This is a genomic window from Pontibacter lucknowensis (genome assembly GCF_900156415.1).
Classification (GTDB): Bacteria; Bacteroidota; Bacteroidia; order Cytophagales; family Hymenobacteraceae; genus Pontibacter; species Pontibacter lucknowensis.
The window spans coordinates 304,539-319,147 of record NZ_FTNM01000002.1; the positions used below are offsets into that span (position 1 = coordinate 304,539).

The 14,609-nt window shown below is 48.1% G+C and carries 14 protein-coding genes; 7 read left to right on the plus strand and 7 right to left on the minus strand.

The window, feature by feature from the left end:
• Position 1 precedes the first annotated feature (1 nt).
• Positions 2-2,191, minus strand: a complete 2,190-nt coding sequence (locus tag BW972_RS07530) for a T9SS type B sorting domain-containing protein (protein ID WP_076421666.1) — start codon at positions 2,189-2,191, stop codon at positions 2-4.
• Between the two features lie 301 nt (positions 2,192-2,492).
• On the opposite strand from BW972_RS07530, the gene BW972_RS07535 reads away from it, so the two are divergent.
• Positions 2,493-2,960, plus strand: a complete 468-nt coding sequence (locus BW972_RS07535; RefSeq protein WP_007652687.1) for a hypothetical protein — start codon at positions 2,493-2,495, stop codon at positions 2,958-2,960.
• 125 nt (positions 2,961-3,085) lie between these two features.
• Here the strand turns inward: BW972_RS07535 and BW972_RS07540 are convergent, their stop codons facing one another.
• The 3 genes from BW972_RS07540 to BW972_RS07550 form a co-directional block, all read right to left on the minus strand.
• Positions 3,086-3,517: a DUF2147 domain-containing protein gene (locus tag BW972_RS07540; protein WP_076421667.1), complete on the minus strand. Its 432-nt coding sequence runs from the start codon at positions 3,515-3,517 to the stop codon at positions 3,086-3,088.
• Positions 3,518-4,198: 681 nt separating this feature from the next.
• A complete protein-coding gene (locus BW972_RS07545; protein WP_143731951.1) occupies positions 4,199-4,573 on the minus strand; it encodes a hypothetical protein in 375 nt (124 codons plus the stop codon).
• 101 nt (positions 4,574-4,674) lie between these two features.
• The gene (locus BW972_RS07550; RefSeq protein WP_076421668.1) at positions 4,675-5,298 is read right to left on the minus strand and encodes a C40 family peptidase; all 624 of its coding nucleotides are present in this window, start codon (positions 5,296-5,298) and stop codon (positions 4,675-4,677) included.
• Positions 5,299-5,562: 264 nt separating this feature from the next.
• Between BW972_RS07550 and BW972_RS07555 the strand changes: the two genes are divergently transcribed.
• The 3 genes from BW972_RS07555 to BW972_RS07565 all read left to right on the plus strand — a co-directional run bounded on the left by BW972_RS07555 (position 5,563) and on the right by BW972_RS07565 (position 8,613).
• Entirely contained in the window at positions 5,563-5,976 is a 414-nt protein-coding gene (locus BW972_RS07555) for a hypothetical protein (RefSeq protein WP_007652683.1), read from the plus strand.
• Positions 5,977-6,078: 102 nt separating this feature from the next.
• Positions 6,079-7,881, plus strand: coding sequence for a M61 family metallopeptidase (locus BW972_RS07560; protein ID WP_076421669.1), 1,803 nt, complete (start codon positions 6,079-6,081; stop codon positions 7,879-7,881).
• 288 nt (positions 7,882-8,169) lie between these two features.
• Positions 8,170-8,613: a hypothetical protein gene (locus BW972_RS07565; RefSeq protein ID WP_076421670.1), complete on the plus strand. Its 444-nt coding sequence runs from the start codon at positions 8,170-8,172 to the stop codon at positions 8,611-8,613.
• A 25-nt stretch (positions 8,614-8,638) separates the two neighbouring features.
• Here the strand turns inward: BW972_RS07565 and BW972_RS07570 are convergent, their stop codons facing one another.
• On the minus strand, positions 8,639-10,063 hold the full coding sequence (locus BW972_RS07570; protein ID WP_076421671.1) for a Glu/Leu/Phe/Val family dehydrogenase: 1,425 nt from the start codon (positions 10,061-10,063) through the stop codon (positions 8,639-8,641).
• Between the two features lie 319 nt (positions 10,064-10,382).
• Between BW972_RS07570 and BW972_RS07575 the strand changes: the two genes are divergently transcribed.
• Positions 10,383-10,874, plus strand: coding sequence for a hypothetical protein (locus tag BW972_RS07575; protein ID WP_076421672.1), 492 nt, complete (start codon positions 10,383-10,385; stop codon positions 10,872-10,874).
• Positions 10,875-10,958: 84 nt separating this feature from the next.
• On the opposite strand, the gene BW972_RS07580 is transcribed toward BW972_RS07575, so the two are convergent.
• Positions 10,959-11,558 carry a BamJ family beta-barrel-assembly machinery protein gene (locus BW972_RS07580; protein WP_007660563.1) on the minus strand — a complete coding sequence of 200 codons (600 nt, stop codon included), beginning with the start codon at positions 11,556-11,558 and terminating at the stop codon, positions 10,959-10,961.
• An 806-nt stretch (positions 11,559-12,364) separates the two neighbouring features.
• Between BW972_RS07580 and BW972_RS07585 the strand changes: the two genes are divergently transcribed.
• Both BW972_RS07585 and rnk read left to right on the plus strand, forming a co-directional pair.
• Entirely contained in the window at positions 12,365-13,855 is a 1,491-nt protein-coding gene (locus tag BW972_RS07585) for an FMN-binding glutamate synthase family protein (protein ID WP_143731953.1), read from the plus strand.
• A gap of 1 nt (position 13,856) precedes the next feature.
• Entirely contained in the window at positions 13,857-14,267 is a 411-nt protein-coding gene (rnk, locus tag BW972_RS07590; RefSeq protein ID WP_007660557.1) for a nucleoside diphosphate kinase regulator, read from the plus strand.
• Between the two features lie 98 nt (positions 14,268-14,365).
• Here the strand turns inward: rnk and BW972_RS19875 are convergent, their stop codons facing one another.
• Positions 14,366-14,533, minus strand: a complete 168-nt coding sequence (locus BW972_RS19875; protein WP_155801027.1) for a hypothetical protein — start codon at positions 14,531-14,533, stop codon at positions 14,366-14,368.
• Between the last annotated feature and the right edge of the window lie 76 nt (positions 14,534-14,609).

The following is a 14,609-nucleotide window of genomic DNA, read 5'->3' on the forward strand; positions in this document are numbered from 1 at the left end:
ATTAGCGCACCAGCGTCACAGATCCTCTGAATTTATCGGCACCATAGTCGATCACATAGTAGTATACCCCGTCGTTCACGTCCTTGCCGTCCCACTTAAAGTTGTGCGCCGTGCTGGCGAACACTTCTTTGCCCCAGCGGTTGTAAATGCGGATGTGCTGAAAGGCACTCGTGCACACGTCAGCCGGCATACCGGGTATCTCAAAAAAGTCGTTCAGGCCGTCATCATTCGGCGTGAAGATGTTGGGCGGAATAAAGGTTTTGTAATCTGGAACTTTCACTTTGAACTCCATCGTAATCAGCTGCAGCGGGGACGGTGCGCAGGCATCTTCCTGCAGGATAAAATCAACTCGCAGTACACCCTGCTGGAAAGCGTCGCAATTCGCTATCCAGTTAAACTTGCCGGTAGCTGCGCCCAGTCCGCCTGTCGACGTAAAAGTCATCCCCATTTTGTCCAGGTCAAAATTCTCGCCACGTGCCAGCATGCTGAGCAAATGCCCATCCAGGTCAGTACCATTAAAATTAGCCTCGAAAGGTTCATTCAGGTCCACCTCAAATACCAATACCTGTTTATCAGTTGTCAGCACCGGTATCTGATTCGGGTAGTCTGTTCGCACCTCTATGATTTCAGTTCTTGTCAGTTCTTCGCCGCACACCATGGAGGTCGCCGTAAATTCGATCTGATAAGCGTCCTGCCTGAGCGTTTCGCAGTCTATTTGCCAACTGAAGGGCGACTGTACCTGCCCAATGCCGCTGCCGCCCTGGAAGTTGATTGGCAGTGAGTTCATATCAAAGTTCAACCCCCTGGCTGAGATAGTGACCTCGTCGTTGTCGGCATCAAATCCGAGCACGTTGAAGTCAATCACATCACCTTCCATCACAGTGAACAAGCGATCAGGTTTTGATAACTGGATAGAAGGCGGTTCGTTAGGTATAGGATCAATCACAAAGCTCACCTGCAGTGTATCCTGCCTTGGCAGACTACAACCATTGTCTTTCACGATGAGGTTGAGCTTAAAGACCTGTCCCTCCGTGTCAAAGCATTCATCAAAGCAAACGGTCGCATTGAGCGACTCCTGCCCGCCTGGTACGTTCACGACTCCACTGGTAGTGCCTGAGAAGGTATAGAGGTCGCTGCTGAAGTTCACAGGACGCGCGTAAAGTGTAATCCTGGAATTAGGATCCGGATCGGTAAACTCTACGTTAAGGCAGCGGGCATCATCCGGGCTGATCCGGATCACATCTCCTCGCTTGTAATTGGTGGTTTGACCGTTCACCCTGGCCTGCACGGCAGGACTCTCGTTGCGGGGGCAGTCTTTTACCAGGAGCTGGAAGTCGCGTCGCACTTCGCCTATCTTCACGCCATTGCGATACTCCTGCACACGCACCGCGAATACAAAGAGGCCAATACGATCCGGGCGTACCGTCAATCTACCCGTTTGCTTTTCAATGATAATAGGAGGGGTGCCTTGTATCTGGTTTTCGCGGTTATAACCGGGCAGCCATCTGATCTCAGGATAGGGTGCAGGTCTGGCGATGGGAGCTGCATTGGTAGGGTCTGCAGTGGCGTACCCGTTAAGCGGAGTAACCATGTCATACACCAGCGAGTCGCCGTCAGCATCTGTGCCGCTGAAGTCGTAGTAGAACAGCTCGTTGGCGCAGGCATAGTCGCTAAGCGGCGGGAACAGGCGGGGAGAAGAGTTGACGAACTGAGAGCCATTTCTCGTAACAGGCGGAAACTCCATGTAGAACACCTGGCCGGCCGCATCCGGCATCACAATGTTATTGATCGTACGGTTACGGCAGCAACGCTCCCAGGCCATATAATAGCCCTGCGGACTGTTAAACATATTAGGCGATAAGACCACATCCTGAGAATATACAATGCGCCGTGTACGCAGCTCTCCGATCGTACAGGCTATATCGGTATAGTTCACATAGGTGTCACTGCGCAGGGGCAGCTGCACATCCATCATGAAGCGGTTGTTCAGCTTGTCAAAAATCCGGATATTGGCTGAAGGATCCCGTGCGCCCTGTGTACCGTTTACATCGTCAAAGTAGAGGTTCATCGTGATGCGGTAGGTATAGCCTGAGCGATGCTCTATTTCCAGTTCACCACCTACTATATGTGTGGCTTTGGCCTGCAGGCAAACCATCAAGAGGCACAGCAAGAGAAGTAAAGCGTGTTTCATGAATAGAGGCGTTTTGGGATTCCTGGTAAATTCCGACAACACAGAACCGGTAGTGCGGTATAAGTTACATGAAATCCTGAAACTTCCCTATCTGGGCTGAGATTTTTATAGTAACTGCACCCAACATTCACGTACTTTTTGCGTTATAGGTCTTCTGGGAATCGGCTTAATATTGCAATTGCGAGTCAGAATATTACTGTTTATACGTATTTAAAACATTCCATGTCATTCGGAGTTATAAGCAAACATAGATATTTTGACACCCTCCAAAACTGATCGTTTACCGGATAATGTATATATCATGATGACGCTAACACAAGAACTTGAACTGAAGAAAAAACTACTGCAGGAGTCCACCAGGTTATTAAATATGCAAATACAGGCAGCGAAAGAGGCCATGGACGAGGCGCAGGAAAGTGCTAACGAGCACCATGGCGCAATTGAGGACAAATTTGAATCATTCAGGGAGGCCTGTCAGATACAGCGGGATATGTATGCCCGTCAACTTGATGAACTGATCACGACCATGGGAGTTCTTAAACGGGTGAATTCAACGAAAGAGAACAAGGAAGTATCATTTGGAGCGGTGGTGATGACGGAACTGCAGAACTACTTTATAGGTGTTAGCCTGGGAGAGATGAAAATAGACGGAGAGTCGTTTTACGCCATTTCAGGTATGTCACCACTTTACAAGGCGATGGCTGGTAAAACCAGCGGTGAAACGTTTGTTTTCCGTGACAAGACTTACAAAGTACTGCAGGTATTTTAAGCCTGTTAGGTATGATAGCAAACCTTTTGCGCTAAAAATAGTTTAATATAGCAGTAAAGGGTTGAAAACAGAAAAGGTTGGCTTTAGGGCCAACCTTTTTTGCATTATATGATCTGACTAAACGATTACTCTACGCGAGTCCAGTTCTGTGTCCTACCAATGAGTGAAATACCGATATAGCCTTTTACTTCCATTTTATCTTTGCCTTTCATTTTCATGTAGCAAGAGTACGTTTTGCCGCTCTCCGGGTCATAGATCGTACCATCATCCCATTTGTTATCGCCATCATACTTGAAGTCTTTCATGAACACCATGCCTTGCAGTGGGCGGTTGCGCATTTTTTTGTCCGGATTGTTATCATCCAGTTTCGGTTTGCCATTTCTAAGCGGCTCTTTCAGTTGCACGATCTTACCATACAGTTTATCGCCTGACTGGTAAATCTCAAAGCGAGCTTTGCCTTCTTCATTGGTCCAGATGCCAACAGGAGAAAGTTTCTGCGCCCACGCTACAGTGGAGAAGAGCATAAGGGCTACAAGGGTTAGCAGGTGTTTTTTCATGATTTGGGTTTTGTTTGATAAGATTAGTAACGAAATATAGACAAAATAATTCATTTTTCAACTAAAAGGCGATACTGGTCGATTTTTTTACGAAAGGCAACGCAGCTTTCGTTTATTTGAAGGTAAAGTGATAACAAGTGTTAAATATTCCTATACCTGGTCGCAGCCAGTCTTTTTTTGCACCGGGTTCATTCTGAGTGACTTAAAAATATAGTATGCAACTAACAGGCCAGTGTGCATGCGCCGGAAAGAAAATGTGATAAAATAAGTGCTGAACCTTGTGAACTTATCAGCGTTATTTTAACTTTATACTAACAGTTAAGCGGCGAGTGCTGCGGCCTTGCGTATGACTGCCACGAGCAGCGGCGCACGGTTTATGTCGGACTAAAGAGAAAGGAGGTGCTATGTCTAATCCATCAGTCGTCTTAGTAAGCCTTGGTAATAGTGTTCATCTTAATGGTGAGCTGGCTTAGTAAGCAGTGAGTATCTACTGCTTGCGCAGTAAATATTACCTTTGGTCTTGAGTGATGGTGCTGCTGCAAAACAGGGCGCCGCTTGTTAAGATTTGAAGGATTCTTAAAGCGCTTGGTGTAACTTGACGGGCTACACCAGGCGCTTTTTCTTTTTCTATACCTAAGGTATGCCTGTAAGCAGGAAACCAAAACCTACAGCTTATCTTCCCTACAGATCGTCCTTGTAGATCGTGTTGTCGCGCAACCGACGTTCCCTTAAAAAAGAAGCCACATAAGACAGTACCGCTAAAAAGCAGCTGATACCCATTAGCAGGATCAACACGTGCTTGCTGTCCCACACGAAATTGTCTGGGTCGATGCGGAGGATGAGCAGAAAGCCTGCCAGCAGCGTGAGTGCCGAAACGGTATGAAATACAAAACGGTTGTGACGCTTTAAATGATAGGTAGTGGCCAGCAGCAGGATACCGAACACCGGTGCCATCAGGGCCAGCAGCGGTCGGGAAGGTGAAAGAAAGTATACTGCCAGTCCGGCCAGGATCAGTACCAGGGCGTTGATGGAGTTGGCTATGTAGGGATGCACCATATTCATTTCTTTTTAGATGAAATTTGCCCGGCCGGCTAATGCCAGTCGGGCTATATAGTGTATCTTACGTAATTACAGGTAATTTATGTTTGACCTATGCCTTACAGCACACGCCTGATCCCCAAAAAGCGTCTGTCATAACCGGTACCTTCTACCTGGCTTATCTTTACGCCACCATTAGAGGAGGAATGCACAAAACTGATTGTATCGCCGGGCTCAGAAATCACGATGCCCACATGGCCGGGCTCACGTACCTGCGGGTTTGTACCCGTAAATACAACCAAATCACCCGGTCGGGCCTCGTCACGCGTGACAGGTATACCATCCTCCGACTGTGTGGTAGAAGAGCGTGTTACCGGCACTCCGAATTCCTGGTATACATGCGAAGTAAAACCAGAGCAGTCAAAACCATTGTTGCTCGTACCGCCATACACATAAGGCGTTCCCATCAATGTCAGGGCATAAGCAATCAGGGAGTCCGTGACAATGGTGCCACTGGCATCTACCCAGGCCCGGTCAGCGTCATCAGGATCGGACTTTGTCACTGCATCCCGATTTTCTGAGTTAGCCGATTGGGCTGTAGGTTCTGTTTTATCTGTTTTCAGGCTGGCAAAGCGCACCGAAGTTGTTTCCTGTGCAGGAGAGGCTGCCTGATCGGTACCCGCAGATAATAATATCAACAGCAGTACGACAGGGGCAAGCATTAAGGCAATCATCTTTTTCATAGCGATAGGGTTTAGGTTTAGTAACAATAACTATGGAAATATCGTGCCAGCCTGTCTGCTATCAGCCATCTAATTCAGAAAACCTCTGATTTGCTACACCCAGAAAACTTAATCCTGACATTTTTAACAGGCTTTTCAGGGCCATTCGTCAGAGTATTATGTCTGTTCATATAAATTATCAGCATAATCAAATTAATATGGTATAATAAAGCTATATTTTAGCATAAATTTTATAATTTTGCAGATGATTTAAAACTTGATAGGATGGAATTGTTTAAGTCGGACACCTGTACAGTAGATTATGTGGAAGATCGGTTGATGGTACAGTACAACCGGACAATGCAGGCAGAAGAGTTCAGAGAAGGGTTGCTTGAGGCCTTTCGATTTGCCATGAAGCATCATGTGAAGCAGTGGCTGTTCGATCTGCGCAACATCGGTAAGCTCAGTGAGGAGGAGGAAACCTGGCTACAGGTGCAGCTTTTTCCCCAGATTATGATGCACCTGGGTACGGGAAATCATGTAGCGCTGGTAGTAGACGAAAATTGCTACCATGATATGATTAAAGAATCCGGGCTGCTGGGGCTGAAGAGCTATAATTCCTTTATCATCATAAATACCTTTTGTGACATACAGGATGCGATCAACTGGCTGGATCACCGCCAGTCAGAGTGTGCATGAGCACCAGTATTACGCTATACCTGAACCTTGCGGATTTTGAAAAGCAGGCTTTTTGTCGTAAAATGCCGGAAAGCTTTTAAATCATCAACCCATCTATTCCGCATGTTTCATCCTAAACAACCTGTTCTTTACCTTTTCTTATCCTTCTGTTTCTTTTTCCTGACCACACTGTCGACATTGGCTGCTGACCTGCGCTATACCTTGTCGATGTCTGAGCCACATACCCACTATTTTGAGGTAGAGGTGGAGCTGAGCGGTGCCCGGCAAAACTATATTGACTATAAAATGCCCGTATGGGCTCCTGGCTCGTATCTGGTGCGTGAGTTCGCCAAAAATGTGGAGGGCTTCAATGCCACCGACAAATCGGGCAAAGCGCTGCGCCACGAGAAGGTAGACAAAAACACCTGGCGTGTATACAGCAATAAAACCGAGGCCGTGCGTGTGCGCTACAAGGTATACGCCTACGAGATGAGCGTGCGCACCAGCTTCCTGGATGCCTCTCATGGCTATGTGAACGGTACAAGTATATTTATGTATCCGGAAGGTCATCAGAAGCAGCAGGGTACATTGGTGGTGCAACCTTTCAAGGACTGGAAGACGGTGTCTACCGGCCTCAATAGCACAGGCAACTTTACTTATACCTTCCCTGACTACAACATCCTGGCCGACTCTCCTCTGGAGATTGGCAACCACGAAGTGCTCCGATTCGAAGCAGGTGGCGTGCCGCACGAAGTAGCCATGTACGGGGAGGGCAATTACCAGCCAGAGCGCCTATTGGCCGACATGAAAAAGGTAGTGGAAGAATGCATCAGTCTGATGGGCGAGCTGCCTGTTGACCGCTATGTGTTCATTGTGCACAACCTGCACCGCGGCGGCGGCGGACTGGAGCACCTGAACTCGACTACCTTGCAGACAAGCCGCTGGAACTATGGCACCGAGCAGGGCTATACCGGTTTTATGGCGTTGGTAGCGCATGAGTACTTCCACCTTTGGAACGTGAAGCGCCTGCGTCCGGCCCCACTTGGTCCCTTTGATTATGACAAGGAAAACTATACCCGCCTGCTGTGGGTATCGGAGGGCATCACGAGCTATTACGATGACCTGATCACCCAGCGAGCCGGTCTGATGCGCACAGAGCGCTACCTGGATGTAGTGGCAGGCAGCATCAACTCAGTAGAGAACACGCCAGGCAACCAGGTGCAGACGGTAGCCGAGTCCAGCTTCGATGCCTGGATCAAGTACTACCGCCGCAACGAGAACACAAACAATGCCGAAGTATCCTATTATACCAAAGGCGGCGTACTCGGGCACCTGCTGAACATGGAGATCATGAAGAACACCAAAGGCGACAAAAGCCTGGATGACGTGATGCGCTACATGTATGACCGTTACTACAAGAAGCTGAACCGTGGCTTTACGGAGCAGGAGTTCAAGGAGGCGCTGGAGCGTTTCGCCGGTCGCAAGCTGGACGATTTCTTCCGGAGCTACGTGCACGGCACCGAGACGCCGGACTATAACCGCTTTTTCGAAGCAGCCGGGCTAAGGCTCGTTGACCAGAACGAGGGTGTGCTCAACCTGAACTGGGGAGCTGGCACGGTAGTGGAGAATGGCCGTACCATCGTGAAAACCGTGGCACGTGGCAGTAGTACCTGGGAGGGAGGCCTGAACGTGAATGACGAGCTCATTGCTATTGACGGCTACAGAGTCGAAAGCGACATTTCTCCCCTGATCAGCGGCCGTACGATCGGTGACAAAGTATCGGTAACTGTTGTGCGCGACGGTAAGCTGCTGGAGTTGCAGATTCCGATTGTGGCAGATAAGAGTGTACGCTACCGTTTTGAACGTGTAGAAAAACCAACCGCAGTGCAACAGAAGATCTATACGAAATGGCTGAAGCTGCAATAGCGACTGTTTAAACAAAGCAAAAGGCCGGCTCTTGATGAAAGAGCCGGCCTTTTGCTTTGTTCAATCGGCAGCTTATACTGATTATCTAATCGCTTGTACACTACAATTGTGATAAGTTTACAATAATTTGATCTTAAACAATAGGTGTCTGGTATTGGACTGTTTTCTATTCAGAAGTCTGGTATTCAATTGGATTGGTTTTTTAACTTTTGCCAGTCAGGATTTGCGCAAAAATAAAATTTATACTATATTTCGAATACAAACACCAGAAACCAAGCGGTTTGCCATATGGTCATCAGTGATTCGTCCTATGCTCTTGTTACCTATCTGAAGGAAGCAGATGTGCTATCCATTAGCTGGAAATTGAAGCCAGATACAGATCAGTTCAGAAACTTATACTGGCAGGTGCTGCAGTTTGTGAAAACCAACCCTAAGATCTGCTATTACAGTACAGACATATCACGCATTGGTCCTTTTGATGCAGAGCAGGAGATCTGGCTAAGCCGCGAGTATTACCCACAGGTATCGGACATTATCGGGGTGGATATTTACGCAGCAGTTATCTTTTCCGAAGGCCACTTTAAGGCGCTTGTCAACAACTACATTGCCTCCCAACTGTTACCGGTGCATGACTTTATTCACTTTAACTATTTCACTGACAAGGCTGAGGCAATGGACTGGCTACTATACATGCAAAAAGGTCAGGACCTTGCCATGGTAGCAAAATCCTGACCTTTCCAGTTAGTTCTTTTACCCATCAAGGGAAAATGCCAAGCGCTTCATAACTCACCCCGATCTTTTCGATGGCAGTCAGGAAAGCAGCTGCGCGCATATCATGTATATCCTTTTTGTTCATGACGCCTCTGATCTCGTGATAAGCGTTGATCATGGTGTCCTCCAGACCGGAGCGCACCAGGCTGATTTCGTCAGAACCCTGTATTAGCATAGTACGCTCATGGGTAGTCAGGCTTTTACCGGAAGCGCTCTCAATCGCATTGACGAGGCGTCTATGGCTGGCTTCCTCGGCACGCTTGCCCATACGTCCGAATCGTACATTCGATAGGTTTTTGAGCCACTCAAAGTAGGATACGGTCACACCGCCTGCGTTGATGTAGAGGTCAGGTATAATGATGATTCCTTTCTCGAGCAAAATCTTTTCAGCATCACGGGTGACAGGGCCATTGGCACCTTCCGCAACTATTTTCGCTTTGATGCGGGCTGCGTTGCCGGCATGTATCTGGTTTTCCAGGGCGGCTGGAATCAGGATGTCACACTCTTCTTCCAGCAGTTCCACTGAATTCTCAAAGTTCTTGCACTGCCCGAAATCCAGGATAGAGCCTGTTTCACTGCGATGCTTGAAAGCCTCCGCCACATCTATGCCATTGGAGTTGTAGATACCGCCTTCGCGTTCCGCTATTCCTATGATGATGGCGCCGTCCTGCTGACAGAAGTGGGCGGCATTATAGCCTACGTTACCCAATCCCTGTACAATAACACGCTTGCCCTCCATGGTAGTGCCTTCTATACCTGCCTTTTTCATGTACTCTGTGTCACCCAGGGCTTCGCGTATGCCATAGAATACCCCCAGACCAGTAGCTTCTGCCCGGCCCCGGATACCGCCCTGGCCCACAGGCTTGCCCGTTACACAACCCAGCGCATTGGTTTCGCCATATTTGAGTGCCTGATACGTGTCGGCAATCCAGGCCATTTCGCGGCTGCCCGTGCCGTAGTCGGGGGCTGGTACGTCCATACCTGGCCCAATCAGGTTTTTCTTGATAAGTTCAGCTGCGTAACGGCGCGTTACTTTTTCGAGTGTTTTGACAGAACTGGTGCGTGGATTGATCTTTACACCACCCTTAGCACCCCCAAAAGGCACATCCACCACCGCGCATTTAAAGGTCATCAGCGTTGCAAGTGCCTTCACCTCATCCTCATCTACCTGCATGCTGAATCGGATACCCCCTTTAGACGGAAGTTTGTGGTGGCTATGCTGCACTCTGATGCCTTCGATCACTTCTACACGGCCATCGATCTCAACCGGAAAAGACACTTTATATACACTGTTGCAGGTCTTGATCTGTGCCAGAATACCAGGGTCAAGCTTTGAATAACTGGCCGCGTGATCAAAGAACTGGTGCACGCTTTCCAGAAATTTTTTGCCTTCATTTTGGGTGTTTGCCATAGGAGTATATCTTTTTTTGGTGAATGCATTAAATGAGTTTAGAACGTCTGCCGGGGTAAATTGTTTGCTTAAGGGCTTTTGTTTCGGAAACTGACTTAAGTTAAAGAAAAAATATTTAGCAGCTTAGAAACTTGTCAGTAAGCCAGTTAAGTTTGTTAACTATATGAAACCAATAAAATATTTAACTATTTCTTGTTATTAATATATAAATATTACATCTTTGTTTATACAAAATCCAAGTCGCTCTTCTTTGGCTGACTATGTTTAGTTTAAATATCTTCTACCTGATGGCTATAAGCCGCATAAACTGATACGTACCATGTACACAGACAATTTGATGGGTGCCCATGCTTTTGGCAGACATTTCTCGGTAAGGGATCAGCATCGCAGTGTGCTGCAGGAGCAGTTGAGGCTGAAATACGTGCATGAGGAAGAAACACTCTATATTAAGTGGGACGGGGAAGTAAGCTCCAACGAGCTACGACAGGGTTATGCGCACATCATGGACATGGTGTTTATGTACAAGCCGCAGAAATGGATACTAAACCTGCAGAGTAGGGTTGCTATTGAGAAAGAAGACCAGCAGTGGGTGTTTAAGTATGTTTTTCCGGAAGTGCTGCGTGCTGTAAACAAGAATGTGTTTGTGGCGGTTGTTATGCCCGTATTCGCTTACAATAGTCTGGTAAATGAAATAGATGGGGATGAACTGATGGACGGAGACAACTTTATGATCATCCATCATTTTCTGTATCAGGAAGAAAGCCGCCGCTGGCTGCATGAGATGGCTGAAACTGACCTGAAGATGGCTTAGGTACAGCGCTCTCCGAACATAAAGAGGTCCGGCTGGTGTGATTATCACCTGGCCGGACCTCTTTATTTATTACGCTTGTATAAATTAGTGAACTGAGATCAGTTCCACATCAAAGATCAGTGTAGTATTTGGCCCGATCACGTCACCGGCGCCCTGTGAGCCATAAGCCAGGTTCGACGGAATGAACAGTCTCCATTTAGCACCTTCCTTCATCAACTGAAGGGCTTCTGTCCAGCCGGCGATCACACCATTAACCGGGAAGGTGGCTGGCTGACCGCGCTCGTAGCTTGAGTCGAACACCGTACCGTCGATCAGAGTGCCGTGGTAGTGAGTCGTTACTTTGTCAGAGGCTGCCGGCGACTTGCCTGTGCCTTCCTCAAGCACCTGGTACTGTAGTCCGCTTGGCAGTGTTTTAACACCCTCCTTGTTTTTATTTTCCGCTAAAAATGCTTCACCGGCTTTCTGGTTTTCACCGCCTTTGGCACCCTGCTTTTCCTGCATCTCCTGCTGTAGCGCCATCATGGCCATCTGGATCTCCTGCTGCGACAGGGAAGATGGCTCACCGGCAATCACCTCTTTCAGGCCTTTTACAAAAGCATCCGCTTCGATGTCAATTCCCTGTTTTTTGAGGTTGGCTGCCATGTCGCGGCCGATGATGTAGCTTATTTTTTCCTTTTGTGTCATGTATAATGGTATAGATGATAGGATTGATTTTCGGTGATAAAGGTACGGCTAAAGGGGGGATTAACCTAAAAGGAATGCATTCAAGAGAAGAAGCAGGCCTGGCGCCTGCTTCCTCCTAATCTAAACAACAGTCGCAAGCTTAGAGATACAAGTGTATGTCTTCTTCGTGGAGGTCCATTTGGAGCTGCTCGGGCGACATCCAGCTTTTCATAAGGTAGCCAAATGTGGTGCCGATGAGCAGGAGAGAGGATATTGTCGTAAAGCGCATCATGATATATAGCCTGAAGAGTTAAACTTGAATTTTTTAACGCTATATAGTGATTTAGGTTGTGCATCTTTCACCCTCATGCACTGTATTTTAGTACAAAAGCATGAAGTAGGCGTATCCCCCCTTTATTGGAGCTGAAAAAAACAGCCTGCCACTTATTAGCGTATGATTTTTAGGTTTTCTTCTTTTCTTTCAATTAACTTTGCACTGTCAAACGAAAAGACATGAGGCCAACCGGCAAATATCCTTCTTTCTGGCTTACCATACCTGCTTCAGGTCTGGTAGCAGCTTCTCATCATGTGGTAATGTGTGATGAACTGAATGGCTATTGCCTTAACTTTTTTTCCTCTCCTAAGGCCTTTAACAAGTAAGCCGGAGCTTACGCTCTGGCGCCCCGCAACATAACTGGCAATTACAGATTTCTGGTTAAGCAATTTTCTTTCATCTTATTCATTTTCTAAGATTTTACGACATGGCAAGTAAGGTCAGTGTGAGGCAATCCCTTGGATACGTCTTTATAGCAGCTTATCTGTTTACCTTGTTTTTATCGATTTTTGAGCGGTCATATCTGTGGCTTCTCTTGGTCATTGTGCCTTTGCACCTGGTATACCTGCGCAACGTGCGACAGGGCAGGCACTCCATTCTGCGCAACTATCCGCTGGTCGGCTATCTGCGCTATTTCTTCGAGAGCATACGGCCGGAACTCCGGCAGTACTTCTTTGAGTCCGACCTGGATGGCAAGCCATTCAGCCGACGCCAGCGCTCCATCGTGTACCAGCGTGCCAAGAACGTGCGCGAGACGGTGCCTTTCGGTATGCAGGCCAATAGCCAGGAGCCGGGCTTCGAGTGGATTGCCCATACCATGTTCCCGGTGCACGTACAGGCCAAGGACCTGCGCGTGACAGTAGGAGGCAGCCGCTGTAAGCAGCCTTATAGCGCCAGCATTTACAATATCTCAGCCATGAGCTATGGCTCTCTGAGTAAAACAGCTGTAACTGCCCTGAGTGCAGGTGCCAAACTGGGTGGCTTTGCCCACAATACCGGTGAGGGTGGCGTGAGTCCCTTCCACATAGAAGGGGGCGGCGACCTGATCTGGCAGATCGGTACGGGCTACTTTGGCTGCCGCGACAAAGACGGTAATTTCTCTGAAAAGCTGTTCAAAGAGCAGGTAGCGCACCCGCACATCAAAATGGTGGAGATCAAGCTGTCTCAGGGAGCCAAGCCAGGGCACGGAGGTATACTGCCGGCTGCCAAGAATACACCGGAGATCGCAGCTATACGCAAGGTGGAACCCTATACCACAGTGGCCTCGCCACCGGCGCACTCCGCTTTCAGTGACCAGTTCACCATGCTGCTGTACATAGACAAATTGCGCGTACTCTCAGACGGAAAACCGATCGGTATCAAGCTGTGCATTGGTAACAAGCAGGAGTTTGAGCGCCTCTGCCAGGAAATGAAGCACAACCGCATCTACCCGGACTTTATTACGATAGACGGGGCTGAGGGCGGTACAGGTGCCGCACCACTTGAGTTTACCGATAGCCTGGGAATGCCGCTTTATGATGCCCTGGCCTACGTGCAGCACATGCTGGAACTTTACGGGCTGCGTGACGAGATTAAGCTAATTGCAGCGGGTAAGATCATCACCGGGGTGGACATCATCAAGGCCATTTCGCTGGGTGCTGACATATGCTACAGTGCAAGGGGTATGATGTTCGCGCTGGGCTGTATACAGGCCTTACAGTGTGACTCCGGCCGCTGCCCGGTAGGTATAGCCACACAGGATAAGAACCTGTACAAGGGGCTGGACGTAGCAGATAAGCGGGTGCGTGTGGCCAACTTCCATGGCAATACCATCAAGTCAACCATCGAAGTGATGGAGGCCTGCGGCTTTGCATCCCTGCAGGATATCACGCCGGATAAAATATTCAGGCGTGTGGAGCAGGGGCAGACGAAGAGCTTCAAGGACATTTATTTTCCGAAGAAGCCTTCCCCCAGTTCTATCAGCAAAAACTACGTACTTAATTGATATGGATAACTTAATCTATCTGACCGAGCAGGATTACAAGCGCCTGGTTGATCTGGTGCAGCAGCAAAGACAGGGTGCAGGCATGCAGCCAAACATTGCTAAGCTCGGTGAAGAACTGAAGCGGGCCAGGCGGGTTGCTTCGGAGGAGATTCCAGCAGAAGTCGTGACGATGAATTCAAGTGTTTTATTAAAGGACTTGAAGAGCGGCAAGGAAATGGAGATTACGCTGGTGTACCCGAAGGATGCCGACGTGAACACCCGTAAAATTTCCATTCTTGCTCCGGTAGGCACAGCCATTATTGGCTGTAAAGAAGGAGACGAGGTAGAGTGGCCTGTTCCATCAGGCACGATCAACTATAAAATTGAAAAGGTGACGTTTCAACCGGAAGCTTCCGGTAACTTCTCGCTTTAGGTATAAGATTAAGTCAAAAAAAGCCAGTTCGCTATACCTTAGCAGGTTGCGAACTGGCTTTTTGCTTTCTTAAAAAAGGTGCTCATACCTGTACTCTATCAGGCATAATCGCTGATGTTTTCTTCCCAAAGGTCAAAGTCGATCTCTTCTTCCTCGATCCTGGTGCTCAGGTATACGTAAGCTGCCAGGCCCAGGAACACGAGTGCCGAGCCAATCAGCACGAACGGGAAATCCTCAATGTCTTTATTTTTATTTTTGGTTTTCATGGTGCGATTTATTTATGTTGCTTTATACCTCTCAAAGCTGCAATATGTTGTCAAGGTGCTGACTGCCAGCAGATAC

Excerpts from the sequence above, each read along its gene's own strand:
- BW972_RS07530 (WP_076421666.1), bottom strand. The coding sequence starts at position 2,191 with ATGAAACACGCTTTACTTCTCTTGCTGTGCCTCTTGATGGTTTGCCTG.
- BW972_RS07535 (WP_007652687.1), top strand. The coding sequence starts at position 2,493 with ATGATGACGCTAACACAAGAACTTGAACTGAAGAAAAAACTACTGCAG.
- BW972_RS07540 (WP_076421667.1), bottom strand. The coding sequence starts at position 3,517 with ATGAAAAAACACCTGCTAACCCTTGTAGCCCTTATGCTCTTCTCCACT.
- BW972_RS07545 (WP_143731951.1), bottom strand. The coding sequence starts at position 4,573 with ATGGTGCATCCCTACATAGCCAACTCCATCAACGCCCTGGTACTGATC.
- BW972_RS07550 (WP_076421668.1), bottom strand. The coding sequence starts at position 5,298 with ATGAAAAAGATGATTGCCTTAATGCTTGCCCCTGTCGTACTGCTGTTG.
- BW972_RS07555 (WP_007652683.1), top strand. The coding sequence starts at position 5,563 with ATGGAATTGTTTAAGTCGGACACCTGTACAGTAGATTATGTGGAAGAT.
- BW972_RS07560 (WP_076421669.1), top strand. The coding sequence starts at position 6,079 with ATGTTTCATCCTAAACAACCTGTTCTTTACCTTTTCTTATCCTTCTGT.
- BW972_RS07565 (WP_076421670.1), top strand. The coding sequence starts at position 8,170 with ATGGTCATCAGTGATTCGTCCTATGCTCTTGTTACCTATCTGAAGGAA.
- BW972_RS07570 (WP_076421671.1), bottom strand. The coding sequence starts at position 10,063 with ATGGCAAACACCCAAAATGAAGGCAAAAAATTTCTGGAAAGCGTGCAC.
- BW972_RS07575 (WP_076421672.1), top strand. The coding sequence starts at position 10,383 with ATGTACACAGACAATTTGATGGGTGCCCATGCTTTTGGCAGACATTTC.
- BW972_RS07580 (WP_007660563.1), bottom strand. The coding sequence starts at position 11,558 with ATGACACAAAAGGAAAAAATAAGCTACATCATCGGCCGCGACATGGCA.
- rnk (WP_007660557.1), top strand. The coding sequence starts at position 13,857 with ATGGATAACTTAATCTATCTGACCGAGCAGGATTACAAGCGCCTGGTT.
- BW972_RS19875 (WP_155801027.1), bottom strand. The coding sequence starts at position 14,533 with ATGAAAACCAAAAATAAAAATAAAGACATTGAGGATTTCCCGTTCGTG.